Annotated in this window: 14 protein-coding genes; 4 read left to right on the forward strand and 10 right to left on the reverse strand. The window is 63.0% G+C overall.

Annotated elements, in window-relative coordinates:
- Window positions 1-82: 82 nt before the first annotated feature.
- From D0Y96_RS19525 to peaA, 4 genes are read right to left on the reverse strand one after another with little or no spacing between them, the layout of a single operon-like run.
- Window positions 83-1,195: a YncE family protein gene (locus tag D0Y96_RS19525; RefSeq protein WP_117303425.1), complete on the reverse strand. Its 1,113-nt coding sequence runs from the start codon at window positions 1,193-1,195 to the stop codon at window positions 83-85.
- Window positions 1,196-1,220: 25 nt separating this feature from the next.
- The gene (qhpC, locus tag D0Y96_RS19530) at window positions 1,221-1,559 is read right to left on the reverse strand and encodes a quinohemoprotein amine dehydrogenase subunit gamma (RefSeq protein WP_117303427.1); all 339 of its coding nucleotides are present in this window, start codon (window positions 1,557-1,559) and stop codon (window positions 1,221-1,223) included.
- Complete coding sequence (gene peaB / locus D0Y96_RS19535) at window positions 1,556-2,986, reverse strand: quinohemoprotein amine dehydrogenase maturation protein (RefSeq protein ID WP_117303429.1); 1,431 nt, start codon at window positions 2,984-2,986, stop codon at window positions 1,556-1,558. The genes qhpC and peaB overlap by 4 nt, the downstream gene beginning before the upstream one ends.
- Entirely contained in the window at window positions 2,983-4,731 is a 1,749-nt protein-coding gene (peaA, locus tag D0Y96_RS19540) for a quinohemoprotein amine dehydrogenase subunit alpha (protein ID WP_117303431.1), read from the reverse strand. The genes peaB and peaA overlap by 4 nt, the downstream gene beginning before the upstream one ends.
- A gap of 701 nt (window positions 4,732-5,432) precedes the next feature.
- On the opposite strand from peaA, the gene D0Y96_RS19545 reads away from it, so the two are divergent.
- Both D0Y96_RS19545 and D0Y96_RS19550 read left to right on the forward strand, forming a co-directional pair.
- Window positions 5,433-6,362 (forward strand): LysR family transcriptional regulator, encoded by a 930-nt coding sequence (locus D0Y96_RS19545; RefSeq protein ID WP_117303433.1) that lies wholly within the window; start codon window positions 5,433-5,435, stop codon window positions 6,360-6,362.
- Between the two features lie 239 nt (window positions 6,363-6,601).
- Entirely contained in the window at window positions 6,602-7,711 is a 1,110-nt protein-coding gene (locus tag D0Y96_RS19550) for a hypothetical protein (RefSeq protein ID WP_117303436.1), read from the forward strand.
- Between the two features lie 27 nt (window positions 7,712-7,738).
- Here D0Y96_RS19550 and purU read toward each other — a convergent pair whose 3' ends face one another.
- Window positions 7,739-8,587, reverse strand: a complete 849-nt coding sequence (purU, locus tag D0Y96_RS19555; protein WP_117303438.1) for a formyltetrahydrofolate deformylase — start codon at window positions 8,585-8,587, stop codon at window positions 7,739-7,741.
- 436 nt (window positions 8,588-9,023) lie between these two features.
- Between purU and D0Y96_RS19560 the strand changes: the two genes are divergently transcribed.
- Both D0Y96_RS19560 and D0Y96_RS19565 read left to right on the forward strand, forming a co-directional pair.
- Entirely contained in the window at window positions 9,024-10,121 is a 1,098-nt protein-coding gene (locus D0Y96_RS19560; protein WP_117303440.1) for a YeiH family protein, read from the forward strand.
- Between the two features lie 158 nt (window positions 10,122-10,279).
- On the forward strand, window positions 10,280-13,462 hold the full coding sequence (locus D0Y96_RS19565; RefSeq protein ID WP_350449126.1) for a TonB-dependent receptor: 3,183 nt from the start codon (window positions 10,280-10,282) through the stop codon (window positions 13,460-13,462).
- A 93-nt stretch (window positions 13,463-13,555) separates the two neighbouring features.
- Here D0Y96_RS19565 and D0Y96_RS19570 read toward each other — a convergent pair whose 3' ends face one another.
- Genes D0Y96_RS19570 through D0Y96_RS19590 form a run of 5 tightly spaced genes read right to left on the reverse strand, consistent with a single transcriptional unit; the run spans window position 13,556 to window position 19,805 of the window.
- Window positions 13,556-15,157, reverse strand: coding sequence for an aldehyde dehydrogenase (NADP(+)) (locus D0Y96_RS19570; protein ID WP_117303442.1), 1,602 nt, complete (start codon window positions 15,155-15,157; stop codon window positions 13,556-13,558).
- A 42-nt stretch (window positions 15,158-15,199) separates the two neighbouring features.
- Window positions 15,200-16,117 carry a dihydrodipicolinate synthase family protein gene (locus D0Y96_RS19575; protein WP_117303499.1) on the reverse strand — a complete coding sequence of 306 codons (918 nt, stop codon included), beginning with the start codon at window positions 16,115-16,117 and terminating at the stop codon, window positions 15,200-15,202.
- Between the two features lie 25 nt (window positions 16,118-16,142).
- Window positions 16,143-17,294, reverse strand: coding sequence for an NAD(P)/FAD-dependent oxidoreductase (locus tag D0Y96_RS19580; RefSeq protein WP_252263964.1), 1,152 nt, complete (start codon window positions 17,292-17,294; stop codon window positions 16,143-16,145).
- Window positions 17,294-18,292: a 4-hydroxyproline epimerase gene (locus D0Y96_RS19585; RefSeq protein ID WP_117303444.1), complete on the reverse strand. Its 999-nt coding sequence runs from the start codon at window positions 18,290-18,292 to the stop codon at window positions 17,294-17,296. Before D0Y96_RS19585 ends, D0Y96_RS19580 begins: the two co-directional genes overlap by 1 nt.
- Before the next feature lie 40 nt (window positions 18,293-18,332).
- Window positions 18,333-19,805: a M20/M25/M40 family metallo-hydrolase gene (locus D0Y96_RS19590; RefSeq protein ID WP_252263965.1), complete on the reverse strand. Its 1,473-nt coding sequence runs from the start codon at window positions 19,803-19,805 to the stop codon at window positions 18,333-18,335.
- Window positions 19,806-19,919 lie beyond the last annotated feature (114 nt).

Genomic DNA, 19,919 nt, shown 5'->3' on the forward strand with positions numbered 1-19,919 from the left:
CATTTCGCCTGAGCCGGACAGCCTTCCATCTGCGAAAGCATGTCCGGCTCAAAGGCCGATGCCGAGTCGTTCTGCTCGCGGGTTATTCGCCTGCGGGCATCACGATCAGGTTGGAAGTCGTATCGCCTTCAAGGTCGATATCGCTGGTCATCTCGAGGGTTTTTGCGTCGTACACTTCGACCTGATAGCCGGCGTTGTAGATCAGCAGCTTTTTGCCGTCGGCGCTCAGTCCGAAGTTGAAGCGGGTGCGGCCGACGAACTGCTTCTTCGCAATCACCTGCCGGGTGGCCATGTCGATCACCCAGAACTCGGTGATCCGGTTCCCCTGCTCGCCGTTCACCACCGCGGTATATCCCAGCTTGTGGTCGGGGCTCAGCATCAGCGGAGACATGCTGGTCGTCGTCACCGGTCCCACCGGGGTCAGATCGAAGGTCAGATTTTTCAGATCGATCTGCGCAACGCCGAAGATCTCGCGATGCACATAGGGATCGGATGAGTTGAAGAATCCGGTCACCGTATTCGGATCTTCGTTCGGATCATCCACCAGATTCAGCGACAGGTTCAGCATGTCGGGAACCGGCGGCTGCCGCAGATCGATCTTTTTGACGAGCCTGAAGGTGGACGCGTCGAAGACCTGAATTCCGTCGCGGAAGAGGTAAAGATACTTCCCGTCCGGAGACAGCTTCATGGAGCTGCGATAGCCCGGAACGTCATCATCCTTCGGCATATCGACGCTGCGCGTAATCTGTTTCGCGCTCAGATCGATCACGATGAACTTCGGCGATCCGATATCGAAGTGGTCGATCTGCTTGGTGATCAGCGTATCGACCGCATACAGATATCTGCCCGTCGGATCGATCGTCAGCCCGCTGAGGCGATTCTTTTCATTTCCGCCGTCGAGTGAAAACGAGTCGGTCACCCTGCGTGTGGCCAGATCGATCGTAACGATGCTGTTATCCGCCAGCGTGGAAGCGTACAGCTTTTTGTGGTCGGGCGAGAGAACCAGCTGGCGCGCGATATCGGTGGTGAGATTGATCTGACCGACGACCTTCTCCTGGTTCAGGTCGATCACATCAATTTTATGCGGCCACGTCGCCAGGTAAAGAATCGCCGGCTTCGCCGTTGCGGGGGACGGCGCAGCCGAAGCCGGCAACGCAGGAAGGCACAGACACAGTGAAAATAAAATGCCACGCATGGATACGTCTCTCCAGTCGCTGAAATCAGGGAAATACGATGTCGAGGTTGCGCCAGTCCTTCGTGGCCACGGCGCATTTGGCGGTCCAGTCCGGCGCATTGTTCAGATGGTCCGGAACCTGCGCAGGCCAGAAGCATGTGACGTAGCAGTCGTAGATGTCGCGCTCCACCGGCTGGCAAAGCCCGGCCGTTCCGCCCGCCGAGTCGACCTCCCATCCTGGTGAGAAGACGATGGAACAGCCCATGGGTACATGGGGCTTGACCGCGGTTGAGCGGCCCGACTGCAGAGCGACGATGTCGTTCTCTGCCTCAGCCTGCTCGGTCATGCGCTGAGCCTTGGCGTTCACTGGTCGAAGATGCTTCATGACGCTTTCCTTTCGGAGAAGTGGTCGAGAAATGCAGGATTCTGTGCGGCGATGGTTCCGTAAATCTGCAGACAGGTGTCGGTCCATGCCCGAATCCAGTCGCAGTAGTGGAGATTGGCGTGGCCCGTGTCGCCATAACGGACAAAGGCCTCATGATGGCAGCCGCCGGCGCACAGCGGCCGCGCCCAGCAGGTGTGGCAGTCGTACTTGCTGTCGATGTTGCCGCGCTTGAGAAAAGCGGCCTGCTTTTCGCGGTCGATGCCGGTGCTCACGTGGCCCAGGTTGTGAGCATCGGAGTCCACAAAGCGATGGCAGGGAGCGATATCGCCCGACGGTCCCACGCCCACCAGTCCCAGCCCGGCGCCGCAGGGCAGCGCTTTGTTCACGCCCTGGTGCAGCTCCGCCAGCGTGTCGCTCACATTTGAAAAGCCGTGATGCTCGCCGCGCTTCGCATGCTCCAGGTAATCACCGGCAAGCACCTGAAACTGCCCCAGAACACTGTCCATCCCTGCCGGAGCAATGGAGTACAGACGATTCGGCGAAGTGGTCACCGGTGCAAAGCCTACCTCATAAAAGCCCAGCGTATGCTTCAGATGTTTATAGGTGCCCAGCACATCCATCGCGTGCGAGGTCATCGTCACGCGCGCCGCAATGGGCCGGGTCTTATGCTTCGCCAGCAGCTCTTTGATCTTCGGCTCGATCACATCGTAGGTGCCGCGCCCGTTCTTGAAGATGCGGAAGGCATCGTGCGACTCCTTCGCGCCGTCGATGCTGACCGTGACGCCGATGGCGTTCTCCGCAAGGAAGTCGATGATCGACGGCGTCAGCAGCGTGGCATTGGTGGTCAGGCTGAAGTCGATCGAGACATGCCTGCGCTCCGCTTCGCGCCGGGCATACTCGACCACCTTTTTCAGCAGCGGAAAGTTCATCAGCGTCTCGCCGCCGAAGAAAGTGATATGGACAGCTTTGCGGCCGCGCGATTCGGCGAAGAAATAATCGACCGAGGTCTTCGCCGTCTCCCAGTCCATGAACTTCTTCTTGCCCTCCGGCGTGGCTACCTTGTCTTCGCCGAACTCGTAACAGTAGTGGCACGAGAGGTTGCACTGGTTGGTTACATTCAGCACCATCGACTGCAGCGGAAATTCCTGCGGCAGCGACTGCGAAGAGACGGCGCGCGGCCCTCCATCGTCAATCGCATGCAGCTGATACAGCTCATCGATGCCTTCGGTCACGTCCATGGCCGCGAAGCCATCCGTCTCCATCTGCGATACCAGTGCGGAACGGCTCAGCGTCTCCTGCTCCAGCCGCGAAAGAATCTGCGCGGAGAGTGCGTCGAGGGCCACGATGCCCCCGCTGCCCGCAAGATACACATACTCCGTGCCGCCGCCGTGGAAGCGGTGTACATCGCCTGTCGAATAGGTCGTCACTGTCCCACCTCCGGCTGGTCATACTGCACATACTGAGGCACCGAGACGATCAGATAGCTTCTCGCCGAGAGCTGCCCCGTCGAACCCTCCGGAGTCACCGTGCCTACCACCCATATATCGCCGTAGTTGTTCCGCATCGATCGCCGCTTCGGATCGGGGCCATCGCTCGACGGCGTAAAGAGACCGGTATTCGCGTCGACGGAGCCGACGAACTGCGTATCGTCGTCGCCGTAGCTGGCGATAAACTCCTCCAGCTTCCACGTGGCCTTCATCGGTCCCAGATCGATATCATCGGCGGTGTCCGGCTTGCCGTCGGGACCAAAGCTGTATCCATGCGCCGCGAACTGGGCATAACCCTTCTCATGCGATTCGCTGCCGAGATGCGCAATCGGCGTCACCGGCGTCACGCGGATGAAATCCACCTGGCGATAGACGGCGAAGGCATTCTGTACCGTGGCCGCGCCCGCGGAGATCGTCCGCATTCCAGGCGTCGCGTCTGCGGCGACATCCACGCTCACCGTGATGGAGCTCGCCGAATGATTCAGCACACTGGCGACCTTCACTCCCGTGCCGAGATCGATATTCGCCGCGCTGAGATCGTCCGGCAGATGATCGCCGTAGATCGTCACCTTCGTGCCTGTTGTGCCCGTGCGCAGCGCAGAAAGGTCAGTCCCCAGAATCACCGGGCCTTCCTGAGCGCGGCGCAGCTTCACATCCATGCCGAACTCTTCATAGACTCCCCAGAACCAGCGCCCCTTCATCGTCGACTGATCGGGAGAAACCAGCATGACCTCGCGTATCGTTTTCGGGCTGCCCACAGCCGTGCCCGGTTGCTGCACGGCCGAGCGTCCTCTCCACTGGAAGCCCGTGTAGACGATGGAGGAGCCCTCTTCGCTCAGCGTCTCCGAGGTGCCGTCCACATAATGGATCGTCGTCTTCGTCGTGAACTGGTCCGCCTCGGCGCCCGGCGCAATCGTCACCTCTCCGAAGAACCTGCCTTTGCCCGGCTCTTCGCCCGTCACCAGCCAGCGGCCCGCCAGCTTTGGATCGCTCATGCTGGCCTGCCACTCCGACCATGACGGCGTGCTCAGCGGAGCGCTCCTGCGGATAAACGCAAGTGCCTTGTCCAGCGGACTCACCGGCGCGGCAGCGGGCGTGGGAGATTCAGAATCGCCGCGGCGCGCGGGCAGCTGGAAGGAAGTAAACTCAATCGCCGGAAAGAAGGCGACGTGCATGTTGACCAGATACTTCCAGTCGTCCTGCGAGCGATGCCACGAGAGCGGCCGCGCCAGTGCATGACACGACGCGCAGGCATGGCGCACATCAGGATCGGCGATCGTTTCATCGACGATGCGATGCTCGGAGTAGTATTCGACGGGCTCCGCCTCGGCCGGCGCCAGCCCATGCGAATCGCTCAGATAGCGAAGAATGTGGCGCGCCTCATCCGGCGAAAGAGAAAGACCGTTCAGGCGAACCATGCGCTTGATCGCCTCCTCCCAGCCCTCCGGGGTCGTGCGAATCCACGAGATGCGCGACATATTGCCCTTTGCATCCGGCTCATGGCAGGTGCCGCATTTCGTGAGCACCAGCTGATCCGTGACCGGAATGCCGGCCTCATGGCCCTCATCGGTTTTCGCGGAAGCACCCTGCGCCGCAGCGGACAACGGCATAAAAGTGAGGGTGGCAGCCAGAAACAGTGTTGAACAGGAAATCCAGTAGTGCTTTCGCTTTGCAGAACCAGCCATCTGCCTCACTCTCCAAATAATTTCTGTCGTCTGTTTTCTGTTAATGGCCGTGCTGCGGAGAGACGATGACCCCTGCCTGAGAAACAGGAAATCGTATCCCCGCTGCGGGACGGCCTGTATTTCATTTCACTGGAGGTGCAGAACCCGAAAACCAGATGAAGCGGAGTTTCGAAGTGCTTTGAAACCAGCGGCCGATGCGCTGTGCAGTGAAGTTCCGGCCGTCCGAATGTTGTTGTTATGACCTGCACTGTAGGGCATCGTGCGCAGATTGCAAAATAGATAAATCTGCTGAGTTGAATCGGTTTTAGTTATGCAGTCCCGGCGGCGGCCGGAAGCGAAACCATCAGGAACAGCCCATGCTTGCTGTGCGTGCGCGTAGTTCGCGGCATCGCCATGTATCTTCGCATTCTCTTATGCAGGCTATAAAAATTACCTGGCCTGCGGAGCAGAGACGGAGAGAGTCAGTCGCAAAGAAATTTGCGGAAGCTGTTGAATATGCAGTGAAATCGCGGCTCGGAAGAAGTGCCTGGGTGTCGTTTCAGCCGCGTCAGCACTGCTCGAAGGGCGCACCGGGCACGCGGAATAGTGCTTGCGCGGCTATGAAGCCGATGTTACTCTGAGCCCATTCCGGCACATCCATTTCCACTACAAGTACATACAAGTTTAAAAAAGTCAGGACATCTTTCTTATGAGGAAGTGGAATGAACTATACCCTTCAGCAACTCCGCTATCTTGTTGCGGTTGCAGAGCATGGAAGTGTATCGGCGGCTGCACGGTCGTTATATGTTTCTCAGCCCGGGGTCTCCGCGGCGGTCTCCTATCTTGAAGGGATCTTCGGGATTCAGTGCTTTGTCAGACATCATGCAAAGGGCGTAAGTCTCACCGTTGCGGGCCAGTCCCTCGTGGCCGCAGCCAGAGATGTGCTGATTCAGGCCGAAGAGCTTCATCATCGCGCAAATGAGCTGAATCACACGGTGCGCGGCAAGATCTCGCTCGGATGTTTTCCCACGCTCAGCCCGTTTTTTCTGCCCCGCATCCTCGAGACGCTTCGCGCCGCCTACCCCGATATCAATCTGCAGATTCACGACGGAGATACCGAGTCGCTGCTCCGCTGGCTGCGTGACGGAACCATCGAAGCGGCTCTGATGTATGACCCGAGCTGCGATTCCGCGCTCTATGCGACGCATCGTCTTACATCGCTCCGCTCCTACGCTCTGCTGCCGGGCTCGCATCCTCTGGCCTCGCAAAGCGCCGTCAGTGCCGACGATCTGGTGAGCGAGCCGCTGATCCTGCTGAACTATGCCCCCATCACCGACTATCAGCTTGCGGTCTTTCGGGAGACCGAGAAAGAGCCGAATATCCGGCACGAGGTCAGTAACTTCGAGCTGGTACGCGGACTGGTCGCGGCCGGTAAGGGATATGCCATTCTCAATCTCCGCCCCGCGCTCGATCATACGTATGACGGCCGCACCGTAAAGTGCCTTCCGATTACAGGCGAAACGCAGTCCGCCTCCGTCATTCTGGCGTCGATGCACTCTCTGAAGCCTTCGGGAAAGACCACCGCGCTGATCGATACCTGTAACTCCGTCATGCAGAAGTTTGATCCGGAGCTCTGCCGGTGGGTCGCCTGATCCGGTCTCGCAGGCAGAGCCGTTCCATCGTTGTCAGAAAGAATCGGCAGGTAATCATCCGGCAGCAGAGTAAATCGCATCTTCTTATCGCAGTTTCTTATTAAGAATAAGTCCGCCCTGTTCCTCATACTTACCGGCATATAAGTGCGTGTCGTAATCTCCCCCGCTTTAACGATTGTTTGGGCCATCGTCACAGCAGATATCAGAAGGTATCTTCGTCGATCCACGGAGGTGTTTCTGTGAAGTTCCGCGCTTTGCTCTTTCCGGCCTTCGCCATCGGTGTGCTTGCAGGTGGCATCGCCTTCGCCGGTCACATCCAGGCAGCCTCCGCGCCTTCGTGGAATCAGGCCGCGGCCGCTCACTATCTCGACAGCCGCGAGCTGTGGTGGCAGAGCTGGCCTAAAGCGCAGCGCGATCACGCGACCGTCTGCGTCTCGTGCCACACCGTGCTGCCCTACGCGCTCGCCAGGAAGACGCTGCGGACGCCGTCCGAAGAGGACGCGCTTGCCGCGCCCGAGCGCATCATGTTCAGCGGCATCGCGAAGCGCGTCACGCTCTGGAACGATGTGGAGCCGTTCTACAAGGACGGCAAATCGGGTCCGACCAAATCGATCGAGTCCCGTGGAACCGAGGCCGTGCTGAATGCGCTTATCCTCGCCAGCTATGACGCCCGCCGCGGCTATCTCACCGATCTCACCCGTTCGGCCTTTGCGGAAGCCTGGGCCTTGCAGCGCCACAGCGGAGAAAACGCGGGCGCGTGGATCTGGCTGAACTTCCACAACGCGCCGTGGGAGTCGAATGAGTCGGAGTATCACGGCGCCGCTCTCGCCGCTCTGGCCGTGGGCACCGCGCCGGACGATTATCAGAACGAGCCCGAGGTTCGCACCCATGTGAAGGAGCTGCGTGGCTATCTGGGCCGCGAATATGGAGCGCAGCCGCTCGTCAACCGCATCGTTCTGCTGTGGGCTTCGGCAAGGCTGCCAGGTCTGCTCACAGCTCAGGAGCGCGCTTCGCTGCTGCAGTCCATCGCTGCAAAGCAGCAGCCGGACGGCGGCTGGAGCCTGACCGGTCTCGGCTCCTGGAAGCGCCGCGACAACACCGCTCTGGCAACCGGCAGCGACGGCTATGCCACGGGGCTGACCGTTCTCGCGCTCGAGGAGAACGGCCTGCGCCGCACTCCGCAGGTAAGGCGCGGCCTTGCCTGGCTGGGCCGCAATCAGAATGGCGGCGAAGGCTTCTGGCCGGCGTGGTCGCTCAATAAACAGCGCGATGCGGGCGCCGACGCCGCGCATTTTATGGACGACGCCGCCACCGGCTACGCCGTGCTCGCTCTCGAAGATGCGCGCTGAGCCGTCCGCGCCGCATCTGTTGCTGGCTTAGTCGAAGATGACGGTCTTGTTGCCGTAGCAGAGAATGCGGCGGTCCAGATGCCATGCCACAGCCCGTGAGAGCACCACGCGCTCCAGATCGCGTCCGCGCGCGATCAGGTCCGGAACCTGGTCGCGGTGCGAGATGCGCGCCACGTCCTGCTCGATGATCGGCCCGTCGTCCAGCGCTTCGGTTACATAGTGGCTCGTCGCGCCGATCAGCTTTACGCCTCGCCGAAAGGCCGCGTGATACGGGCGCGCGCCCACAAACGCCGGCAGAAACGAGTGATGCACATTGATGATGCCCAGCGGATAGCGCGCCACAAACTCCGGCGAAAGAATCTGCATGTAGCGCGCCAGCACCACCAGGTCGATCTTTGCCTCTTCCAGCAGCGCCAGTTGTTCCGCTTCCGCCGCCGCACGGTTTTCCGGATCGACCGGCATATACCGGAACTCCACGCCGTAAAAGCGCGCCAGCGATTCGCCGTCGCGATGGTTGCTCACCACCAGCGGCACCGAACACTTCAGCTCGCCCATCTGGTTGCGGTGCAGCAGGTCGGCCAGGCAGTGCAGGTGCTGCGAGACGAAGAGCGCGACCCGCGGCCGGTCGGCGCTTCGGTGCAGCCGCCAGCGCATGCGAAAGCGCTTCGCCTCTTCGCGGAAGGCGGCGCGGAATCCCTCCAGATCAAAGCCCTCCAGCAGCCACTCCACCCGCATAAAGAACAGGCCCTCATCGTGGTCCTGGTGCTGGTCGGCATGCGTAATGTTGGCGCCGAAGCGGTACAGGGTGCCGGAGACGGAGGCGACCAGACCTTTCTGGTCCGGACAGTCAATCAGAAGTACGGCCGATTCGCTCATCGTTCTCCTGAGCATAAGGCCCCCGACCGGTTGCCGTCCCGCTTGACGCAATCCTCTGTTTTCTATAACGTACTGGGTATGACGCTTTGTCGGTCAGCCGCGGCTATCTGTTGCATCTGTTGCAACACAGCCGTCTGCCGTGCTGACAAAGCCCTGATATAAAGCGAACTAAATTCGCATAAGGTTCAGGAACCCATGTCAGCCCCGGCGCTGACATGGGTTTTTAGCTTTTGGGGAGAAATATATGAGCAGCAGCGTGGTAACAGGACGGCGCGTCAATGTGGATGCCTGGGCAATCGGCATCGCGGTGTTGCTGGCGACACTGATCCGCTTCGGCTTTGTGAAGTCGATTCCCTGGTAAGAGAGTTTTGGTGGAAGTCTTTTTGACGAAGTTTCGGCACCGGTCCGGATCGCGGAAACAGGTGCCGGTCGCACGATGACAGCAGTCGGCACCTCCGTAGAACCGCCGCGAGCAGGTTCGCAGCAAAACACAGCGCGGCAGGCCCTGGGTCTGTTGCCCGGTATCGCCATGCTCTTCGGCATCGGCCTGCTGGGCAAGGTGCTGGAGCGCTGGTTCGCGCATCTTCGTCTGCAGTACCATCTCCCGCTGCCCAATATCGAGTACGTCCTCTGGGCCATCATTCTCGGCCTCCTCGTCGCCAATCTCACCCGCCTGCCCGCAGTCTTTCAGCGCGGCATCGCCACCTATGAGCTCTGGCTTAAGCTCGGCATTATTCTGCTGGGCGCGCGCTTCCTCTTCTCCGACCTCGCGCACCTCGGCGGCCTCAGCATGATTCTTGTTGTCATCGAGCTGTCGCTTTCGCTTACGCTCATGACCTTCCTGGGCAAATGGTTCAACCTGCCGCCCAAGCTCACCTCGCTGCTGGCCATGGGATCGTCGGTCTGCGGCGTCTCGGCCATCATGGCCGCGCAGGGAGCCATCGACTCCGAAGAGCGCGAGACCTCCTGCGCCATCGCCGCCATTCTCGCCCTCGGCGCGCTGGCTCTCTTCACCTTTCCGTTTATCGGCCACGCTCTGCACATGACCGATCAGGCCTACGGCATGTGGGCCGGCCTCGCCGTCGATAACACCGCTGAATCCGTCGTTACCGGCGCGCTTTACTCCGACACCGCCGGCAACATCGCCGTGCTCTCCAAGACCGCGCGCAGCTCCTTCATCGGTTTTGTCGTTCTCGGATACGCCATCTACTGGGCCTCGCAGTCGCAGGCGCCCAAAGTGCAGAACAAGGTGGTCTTCCTGTGGCAGAAGTTTCCCAAGTTCATCCTCGCCTTTCTGCTGCTTTCGCTCCTGGCCACTCTGCACGCCTTCAGCAGGGCGCAGATCACCAGTCTCAGTAATCTTTCGCGCTGGGCCTTTCTGCCGGCATTTGCCGGTGTCGGCCTGCGCACCAACCTGCGCGACCTGCTCACTCAGGGCTGGCGTCCGCTGGTTGTCGGCGTTCTCGGCGAAATCGCCATCGCCGTCATCACGCTGGGGCTCATCCTCGGCGCCTACCGGGTGGTGCACCCGTGATGCGCTCTCTTCGCGCCTGTTGTACCTGTTGTCGCCGCTCGTAGCGGTCGCCTCGCAGCGCTCCATTCCCGCTGCTTCTCATTTTTTCCTTCCATAAGCTCAAACATTGTTTACCGCACACCGCCCGTACGCGGCATGTGCACTCTTCAGGAGATCCGGTGAATACGCATCGAAACGTTGCATTTTCCTTTATCCGAAGCATGGCCGTAATACCCGCGCTGCTGGTGTCCTTCGTGGCCGCGCATGCTCAGATCGTCGGCGGCTCGATCAGCGGCACGGTGGTGGACACAGCCGGCGCGGCCATCTCCGGCGCCAGCGTCACCGTGCTCAATCTCGAAACCGGCAACACGCGCAATGTTGTTACCAGGGCCGATGGCAACTACGCCGCGCCCTCGGTTCCGGTCGGCAACTACTCCGTTCATGTCACGCGCGACGGCTTTGCCCCGCAGGAGCGCAGCGGCATTGCGCTCGTCATCGGCCAGAACCTGGTGGTGAACTTCACCCTCGGCGTCAGCGCCGTGCAGCAGCAGGTGCTGGTCAGCGCCACCACGCCCGCCGTCAACACCACCACGCAGCAGACCTCCGGCCTCATCGACGAGCGCCAGGTCAAGGAGCTGCCCCTCAACGGCCGCAGCTACGACGGTCTGATGACCCTCAACCCGGCGACCGTCAATTACACCGCCGAGCGCTCCGGCGGCATCGGAACATCGAACTCCTCGGTCGGCAACATGTTCTCCGTCTCCGGCCATCGCCCGCAGGACAATCTCTTCCTGCTCAACGGCATCGAGTACACCGGCGCCTCGCTCATCAATGTCACGCCCGGAGGCACCAGCGGCCAGCTCCTCGGCGTCGACGCCGTCCGCGAATTCAACGTAGTCTCCGACGCTTACGGAGCCAGCTACGGCAAGCGCGAAGGCGCGCAGGTCAGCATCGTCACCACCTCCGGCACCAATCAGCTTCACGGCGCCGCGTACGAGTTCCTCCGCAACAGCGCGCTCGACGCCCGCAACTACTTCGATGTCGACTCCATTCCCGAATTCCAGCGCAACCAGTTCGGCGGCTCGCTCGGCGGCCCGCTCCGCAAAGACAAGCTGCTGCTCTTCGGTAACTACGAAGGCTTCCGTCAGAACCTCGATCTCAGCGACGTAACCTTCGTGCCCGACAACACCTCCCGCGCCGCGGCCGTCGCCTCCGTGCAGCCACTGCTCGCGCTCTGGCCCGTCGCCAACGGTCCTGAGCTGCTCAGCGGCGGCCAGCCCAGCGGCATCGCCGAGGCCTACAGCCATCCCATGCAGCGCATCCGCGAAGACTTCGGCACCACGCGCTTCGACGACAACATCGGGCAAAAGGATCTGCTCTTCGCCGTCTATACCGTTGACGACAGCGCCGCCAATACGCCCAGCGCCAACCCGCTCAGCCTCGTGAACGAGAGCCTGCGCGAACAGGTCGCCAGCGTGCAGGAGCAGCATGTCTTCTCCGCCAGCCTGCTCAACACCGCGCGCCTCGGCTTCTCCCGCGCCAGCTACTTCTTCACCGGCTCGGTTCCGGTCGATATCGCCGGATGGGTCGACGGCCGCCCCATCGGCGCCATCGTCATCAGCGGCAGCACCGCCTCGAACGGCGCCTCGCAGATCACCCTCGCCGGCAGCAACGTCGGCAGCGACAACGCCACCGCGCGCAATCTCTTTACCTACGACGATCACATCTACTGGTCGCACGGCCGCCATCAGATCGAAGCCGGCGGCTGGCTGCAGCAGATTCAGTCCAACGACAATCTCGCGCAGAACCAGTACGGCCAGGCATCCTTCAGCACGCTGGCAAAATTCCTCTCCGGCTCCGTCGCCACCTTCACCGTCGTGCCTTCGCCGACAGAATTAGGCTGGCGCTCCATCGAAGGCGCGGCCTTCATCGAGGACACCTTCAAGGTCACGCCCCGCTTCGAGCTGCGCGCCGGCCTGCGCGCCGAATCGACCAACGGATGGAATGAAGCGCACAACCGCGCTTCGAACTACCTGCTCGTCGACGGCATTCTCGCCGGCAGCCCGCGCATCGGCAGCTCCGCGCTCACCGACAACCGCGCGAAGTTTCTTCCCGAGCCTCGCCTTGGCTTCGCCTGGGATCTCCTGGGCAACGGCAAAACCGCGATACGCGGCGGCTTCGGCGTCTATCACGGCCTGCTCGACACGCTCGATTACCGCCTCGATCAGTCCGCGCCGTACAACACCACGCTCAGCATCAAAAACACCTCCGTCTGCGCGCTGCACATCACGCCCGGAGAAGCCCTGCCCTCCGGCGGCCTCATCTCGCCCAGCAACGTGCAGACCGATATCCAGACGCCGACCATCCTCTCCTGGGACCTCCGCGTCGAGCAGGCGCTCAATCCGTCCACCGCGCTCACCGTCGGTTACGTCGGCTGGCACAGCTACCATCAGATCCTCTCCGAGGACGAGAACGAGCCCGTCCCCGTCTACGTCGGCGGCCAGCCCTACTATCCCTCCAGCGCGAACGCCAACCCAGGCCTCGCCAACTCCACCTCCTGGGTCTCGCACGGCGTCGGGCTCTACAACGCGCTCGAAGTCGATGTGCGCCACAGCCTCGCTCACGGCCTGCAGTTCCGCGGCAACTACACCTGGTCGAAGAACCTCGACGACGGCTCCGCATGGAACACCAGCGTCAGCGGCAACACTCCGGCCTACGTCGAGTTTCCCCTCGATCCCCTCCGCGACTGGGGCCCGTCGGCGGCCGACGTGCGTCACAGCGCCTCCGTCAATGCCACCTGGGAGCTGCCCGTCGGCGGCCAGCACCGCTTTCTCAACAGCGGTCCCGCGCCCGTGCGCCTCGCCGTCAGCGGATGGTCGGCCAGCGGCATTCTTACCGTGCAGTCCGGCTTTCCCTTCAGCCCGCAGCTCGGCTACAACCCGGTCGGCAATGGCGATACCCGCAATCCGGTCCGTCCCTCATGGAATCCGGCCTTCCGCGGCAGCCTCTATCCGCACACCGTCGCGCAGTTCTTCAACCCCGAGGCCTTCGTGCTGCCGGATAAAACCCAGATCGGAGCGAATACCGATTACACCTACGGCAATGTCGGTCGCGATTCGCTCACCGGCCCCGGCCTCGGCACCTTCGATCTCTCTCTGCGCAAGAACACCGAGCTGACCGAGCGTCTGCGCCTGCAGTTCCGCGCCGAGTTCTTTAACGTCCTCAATCACAGCAACTTCCTCACGCCGAATGAAGTCGTCTACACTTCGGCGACCTCCGGCATCTCGCCGACCGCGGGCGTCATCACCGCCACCTCGACCACCTCGCGGCAGATTCAGTTCGGAGCGAAGCTGCTCTTCTGAAGACCGGCGCAGAAACAGCAAAACCGCAGACGGCCATCGATCTCCGTCTGCGGTTTTTTTGTGAATCAGTCGTGATTCGCTGTTGAAAGCCCGTTATCCGGCCACGGGCACAGCCACGGCGCTCCGTGTCAGATCGCCGTCGATCATGCGCAGAATGCCGAGCGGGTTCTCATTCTGCAGCTCCGCCGGCAGCGAAGCCTGCGGAAATCCCTGCCAGCACACCGGCCGCGCAAAGCGCAGAATCGCCTGGCTGCCGACCGAGGTAAACCGGCTGTCCGACGTTGCCGGATACGGCCCGCCATGCACCATCGCATGCGAGACCTCAACGCCGGTCGGAAATCCGTTGAAGAGAATGCGCCCCACTTTGCGTTCCAGAATCGCAATCAGATCCTGATACGCGGCCAGGTCCTCCGGAGTGCCCAGCAGCGTCGCCGTCAGATGTCCCTGCAGCTGCGCAGCCGCGCGCAGCATCGCCTCACGCTCGCCGTAATGCACGATCAGCGTATCCGGGCCGAAGATCTCATCGCTGAGCGACGGATCGGCAAGGAACGTGTCGATCTCCGTCTCCAGCAGAGCCGCCGTCGCCTGGCAGGAGTTTGCCGCCTCCGTGCCTGTGCTCGTCTGCAGCCGCGCATCGGCCAGCCGCTTTTCGAGCGCGCGCCGGTAGCTGGCCGCAATGCCCGGCGTCAGCAGCGTGAATGCCTGGCTTCCTGCCGTCAGCTTGCGCAGCTCGGCAAGAAACGCATCCTGCCCCTCCTGCTTCGGCAGAAAGACCATGCCCGGCTTGGTGCAGAACTGTCCTGCGCCCAGCGTGAACGACCCGTGCAGCCCGGTCGCGATCTGCGCGCCCCGCTCCCGCAGCGCTCCCGGCAGAATGAACACCGGGTTGGTGCTGCTCATCTCCGTAAAGCAGGGAATCGGCTCGTGGCGCTGCGCCGCCAGGTCCATCAGCGCGCGTCCCGCCGTGTGTGAGCCGGTAAATCCCGCGGCCTTTACCTCCGGATGCTGCACCAGCGCTTTGCCGACCTCGATGCCCGCGTCGAGGAGCAGCGAAAACACGCCGCCCGGCAGACCGCACGCCCGCGCCGCTTCGGCAATCACCTGCGCCGCCAGCTCGCTTGTTCCCGGATGCGCCGGATGCGCCTTCACGATCACCGGATTGCCGCCCGCCAGCGCCGAGGCCGTGTCTCCGCCCGCGACCGAAAAGGCCAGCGGAAAATTGCTCGCGCCAAAGACCGCGACCGGACCCAGCGGCCGCAGCATCGAGCGCAGATCGGGGCGGGGCAGCGGCTTGCGCTCCGGCAGCGCCGTATCGATGCGCGCATTCACCCACGATCCCTCTTCGATCAGCCCCGCAAACAACCGGAGCTGATTGCTGGTGCGGGCCACTTCGCCCTGCAGCCGTGGCTGCGGCAGCGCCGTCTCCAGTTGTGCCCGTGCCACCAGCTCCGCCGACGCGGCATCCAGCCCATCGGCGATGGTGCGCAGAAACTTCGCCCGCTCGCCTCCGGAAAGACGGCCGTATGTGGCAAGCGCAGCCTGTGCCGCCTCCGCCGCCGCATCCACGTCCTTCGCCGTTGCCGGAAAGAAGTCAGGCTCGATCGTCTGGCCGGTGGCTGGATTGACAGCGCGAAATGCGGTTCCCGCGCCGTTGGCGCGCGTGCCCGCAATCAGGGAATGCCCGGAAAGTTCCATGCGTCTCCTCGTTTTGCTTCTCTTCCAGTCTCGCGGAAAGGACTACGCCGTGGCAAACGCCAGGCTGCGCACCGCGGGCTGCGTCTTCAGCGCCTGCGCCACAGCCTCGCGCACCGCCGCCAGCTCCGCTCCCGTCACTTCGAGCCGCGGCAGGCGCACCCGCGCATTGCCGATGCCAGCTTCCTGCTGCACCTGCTTGATCATCTGAATGAACTTCGGCACCGTGTCCATGCGCAGCAGCGGCAAAAACCAGCGGTACAGCTCGAAGGCCTCCCGATCGCGCCCCGCGGCGGCATGCTCGAACAGCGCGACCGATTCCCTGGGAAAGGCATTCACCAGCCCGGCCACCCATCCCCGCGCCCCCGCCGCGATGCCCTCGACGATCGCATCGTCCACACCCACAAAGAGCTGCAGGCGGTTATCCAGCAGCGCGCGAATCGCCGTCACCCGCCGCACGTCGGTGCTCGATTCCTTCACCGCGGCAAAGTTGCCGTACTCCGCCGCCAGCTCCGCAATCTGCTCGGGAAGAAAATCCGTCCCGTAAGCCACGGGATTGTTGTAGAGCATGCAGGAGAGCGGCGTCGCCGCGAACACCGCCGTCACATGCGCCTTCATCTCCCGCCAGTCGCCCTTGTAAACATACGGAGGCAGCACCATCAGACCCTCGCAGCCCGCGTCTGCTGCGGTCTTCGCCAGCTCCACCGCCTCATCGGTCGAAAGCGCGGAGATGGCGGCCACTACCGGAGCGCGTCCCGCGGTGGCCGCAGCCATGTTCTTCAGAATCGCCGTCTTCTCCTCGAAGCGCAGCGTCGCCGCCTCGCCGAGCGAGCCGAGCGAGATGATGCCCGTGCATCCGTTTTCCAGCATCCACTGCGCGTGCCGGGTCATAAAGGCATGATCGACCTTCAGCCGCTCATCGAAACAGGTCGTCATCGCGGGCATAACGCCGTGCCACTTCATCGTCTCTTCCTCCGCTTCTGCATTCTCATGCTCTTCCGCCGTGCCCCGCAAACCGCGAGGGCAGATACGCATCGCTGTCGATGGGCGAGCGCTCGCCCAGCAGCCGGTCCACCAGCAGCCGCGCCGTCGCTAACGACGTCGTGATCCCCAGCCCCTCATGCCCATTGGCCACAAACAGCGTCGCATCCTCGCCCCACGGGCCAATCAGCGGAAGCTTATCCGCCGTCGCGGCGCGAAAGCCCGTCCACATCCGCACCACGCGCAGCTCGCGAACGCCGGGAAGAAATGCCTCCGCCCGCTCCAGCATCTCCGTTACGATGCGCTCCTCCACTTCGTCTCCGGCCGCATCGTACTGCCGCGACGAGCCGATCAGAATCTGCCCCGGCGGACGCGGCTGCACATTGAAGGCGACCGAATCGCCCTCCAGCGCATGCGCGCTCTTCAGATATCCCAGCTCCACCAGCTGATGCCGCATAAACCCCGGCGCGCACTCGGCCAGGATCAGATGTCCTTTGCGCCGCCGTATGGGAAGCGCAGGCGTCAGCTCCAGCCCATCCGTTCCCCCGGCCAGCACAATCCATCGCGCCCGCAGCGCCGTTCCGTCCCGCAGCAGCACGCGTCCCTCGCGCGCCTCCGTCACCGTCTGCGGCAGATACAGCTTCGCGCCCAGCCGCGCAGCCTCCGCCACCAGCCACTCCGTCGCGCTCGCGGCCTGTACCACCGCATCGAGCGGAGCCATCAGCCCTCCGGCCAGCGGACGCGCAAGGTGCGGCTCCGCCCCGGCCAGCGCATCGCCATCCAGAACCTCCGCCGGAATGCCTGCAGCATCGAAGGTCCGCTTCTTTCGCCGGACCTCTTCCATCTCCTGCTCATCGCGCGCCAGCCAGATCGTGCCGCACTCCCGGTACTGCGCGCTCTCCGGAAGCCGCGGAGCCAGCTCGCTCCACAGCCTCTGCGACCAGCGCGTCAGCGCAAGCTGCATCGGGGAGTCGTCGAGCGCCACAATATGTCCCATCGCCGCGCCGGTTGCGCCGCCTGCAATCGCCCGGCTCTCCACCACCGCCACGCGCAGCCCGCGCTGCGCGCATTCGAGAGCGCAGGCCGCGCCCACAATGCCTGCGCCGGCGATCACGGCGTCAAAAACTGTCTCTGCCGAAAGAGCTCTCATACGCAGCATCAGGCCTGCCGGATGCCTGTCCGGAACGGGTCCAGCGGATCGAGAATCAGCCTCGCCTCCGCCGTCACCCAGGCAGAGCCGCTTACGCTCGGAATCACGCGCCCCTCGCGCAGCGCGTATGTGCCCTCGAAGACCGTGCCCAGAATCCCTTCCTGCCGCCACACCGCGCCCGGCGCCAGCTTTCCGTCCGCGTGCAGACAGGCCATCTTCGCGCTCGTGCCCGTGCCGCACGGCGAGCGGTCATACGCCTTTCCCGGACACAGCACAAAGTTTCTGCTGTCCACGCCCGCAGCCGGTGATGGCGAAAACAGCTCGATGTGATCGATCACCGCGCCCTCGGCTCCGGTGATGCCGTTGCTTTCAAGCGCCCGGCGCAGCATCCAGGAAAACTCCGTCAGCGCATCCACCTGCGCGAAGCTCACCGTCACAGGAGGATGCTCCACCAGAAAAAACCAGTTGCCGCCCCAGGCGATATCGCCCTTCACCGCGCCGTAGCCCGGCACATCGACCACAACCCCGGCGCGATGGCGGTAGCTCGCCACATTCTCCACCGTGACTCTGCCGCCGTCATGCAGCGTCGCCTTCACCACCCCCACCGGCGTCTCGATCCGGTGCTCGCCCGGCGCAATGCGGCCCAGGTGCGCAAGCGTCACCATCAGCCCGATCGTGCCGTGCCCGCACATGCCCAGATAGCCGACATTGTTGAAGAAGATCACTCCGGCCGCGCACTGCGGGTCAAAGGGCTCGCACAGCAGCGCGCCTACGATCACATCCGAGCCGCGCGGTTCATTCACCACCGCCGAGCGAAAATCGTCATGCTGCTCCGCCAGCCGCCGCAGCCGCTCCCGCAGCGCTCCGCGGCCCACATCCGGACCGCCGCCCAGCACCACGCGTGTCGGCTCGCCCGCCGTGTGAGAGTCCACTACCTCAATCGAAGAAGCTCGCGGTGCCGTATTCAGGATCGTCTTCCCCTTTGTCTCTTCGGTGCCTTCGATCATACAGCCGCAAAAGCGGGCAGAAGGCGCCGCCCGCGCTCGTCTACTGGCCGCCGCTCAGCATCTTCACGTATTCGTAATAGAACTGAAGGCCCCGATAATACGACGAGACCGGCAGCCGCTCATCTTTGCCGTGCGCGCGCACATCGTTCGTCTCCAGCGCAATGCCCGAAATGCCGTACGACGGCATCCCCAGCGCCTCCGTATACACGCTGTCGGAGGCGCCCGTCGCCATCGTGGGAATCACCGGAGCGCCCGGCCACATCGTCGCTGCCAGCTTTTCGAGTGGTGCAATCACCTCCGGCGTCAGCGGCGGCGGCGGGAAGCCCTTCGACTCCGGAGCCGTGTCGTGCACATTGCCCGCGTCATCCACATAGCGCACGCTCACCGCTGCATCGGCCACGATGCGGATCAGCGCCTGGCGCGTCTCCTCGCGCGAATGCCCCGGCAGAATACGGCAGTTCACGTTGGCCTGCGCCGTCTGCGGCAGCGCGTTGTTGGCATGGCCGGCCAGCAGCCGCGTCGCCACACACGTCGTGTGCAGAATCGAGTTCCACTCCGGACTCACCGCCGACAGCCGCGCAATCGCCAATGCGTCGGGCGACGGCTTCAGAATGGCGCGAATATCCTCCGCCCGCTGTCCGTGCTCGATCGTGCTCAGCTTCTCGAAGTACGCGCGCGTCACCGCATTCAGCTCCGCGGGAAACGTGTAATGCTGCAATCGTTCAAGCGCATCGGCCAGGTGATAGATCGCATTGTCCGGCACCGGCAGCGAGCTGTGCCCTCCGGGATTCGTCGTCCTCAGTTGAAAGTCCGCATACAGCTTCTCCGTTGCGTCCATGTCGACCGAGATCGCCCGCCCGTTCTGCAGATCGACACCGCCGCCGTCCGGATTGATCACGAATGCCGGATCGCCGATCAGGCTGCGATGCGTCTTCAGCAGCCAGTCCACGCCATTCGACGAGCCGCCCTCCTCATCCGCCGTCAGCGCCAGAATCAGATCGCGGTCCGGCCGGTAGCCTTCCTTCTTCAGCAGCAGAAAGGCCGTCACCAGAATGGCGTCGTTGTCTTTCATGTCCTGCGTGCCGCGCCCGTAAAAGTAGCCGTCCTTCTCAATGAGCCGGAAGGGGTCGGTCGTCCAGTCCTCGCGCCGCGCCTCCACCACGTCTTCGTGGCAGAGAAACAGAACCGGCTTCTTCTGTCCCGTGCCGCGATAGCGCACCACCAGGTTCTGCTTGCGATCCGTCGGGCCGCCCAGGAAGATATCCTCTTTGGCAAATCCTCCGTCGAGCAGCCGCTGCTCCATCGCCTTCGACGTGGCGCTCACGCTGCCCGCCGAATCCGTCGTGTTGATCTCGATCAGCTGCTGCAGAATGCTCCGCGCCAGCGCCTTCGCCGGCTGGTCGGGCTGTGCATGATTTTGTGCCGCACTGCTTTGTACAGGGAGAAGGGAAGCGAGAGCGAGAACCGCCGCCGGAACCATCCATCCGGCCGGCGCGCGAAAAGCACGAAGCATGAGCAAAGCCTCCGCAGGCATGAAAGGGAAAAGTATACAGACCTCGCGCATCGCTCCCGCATCGCGGCCTTCGCCGCGCCCGTCTGCCCCTTCGCCGCATCCCGGATTTCTCCG

This window comes from Paracidobacterium acidisoli, from assembly GCF_003428625.2.
Taxonomy (GTDB): Bacteria; Acidobacteriota; Terriglobia; order Terriglobales; family Acidobacteriaceae; genus Paracidobacterium; species Paracidobacterium acidisoli.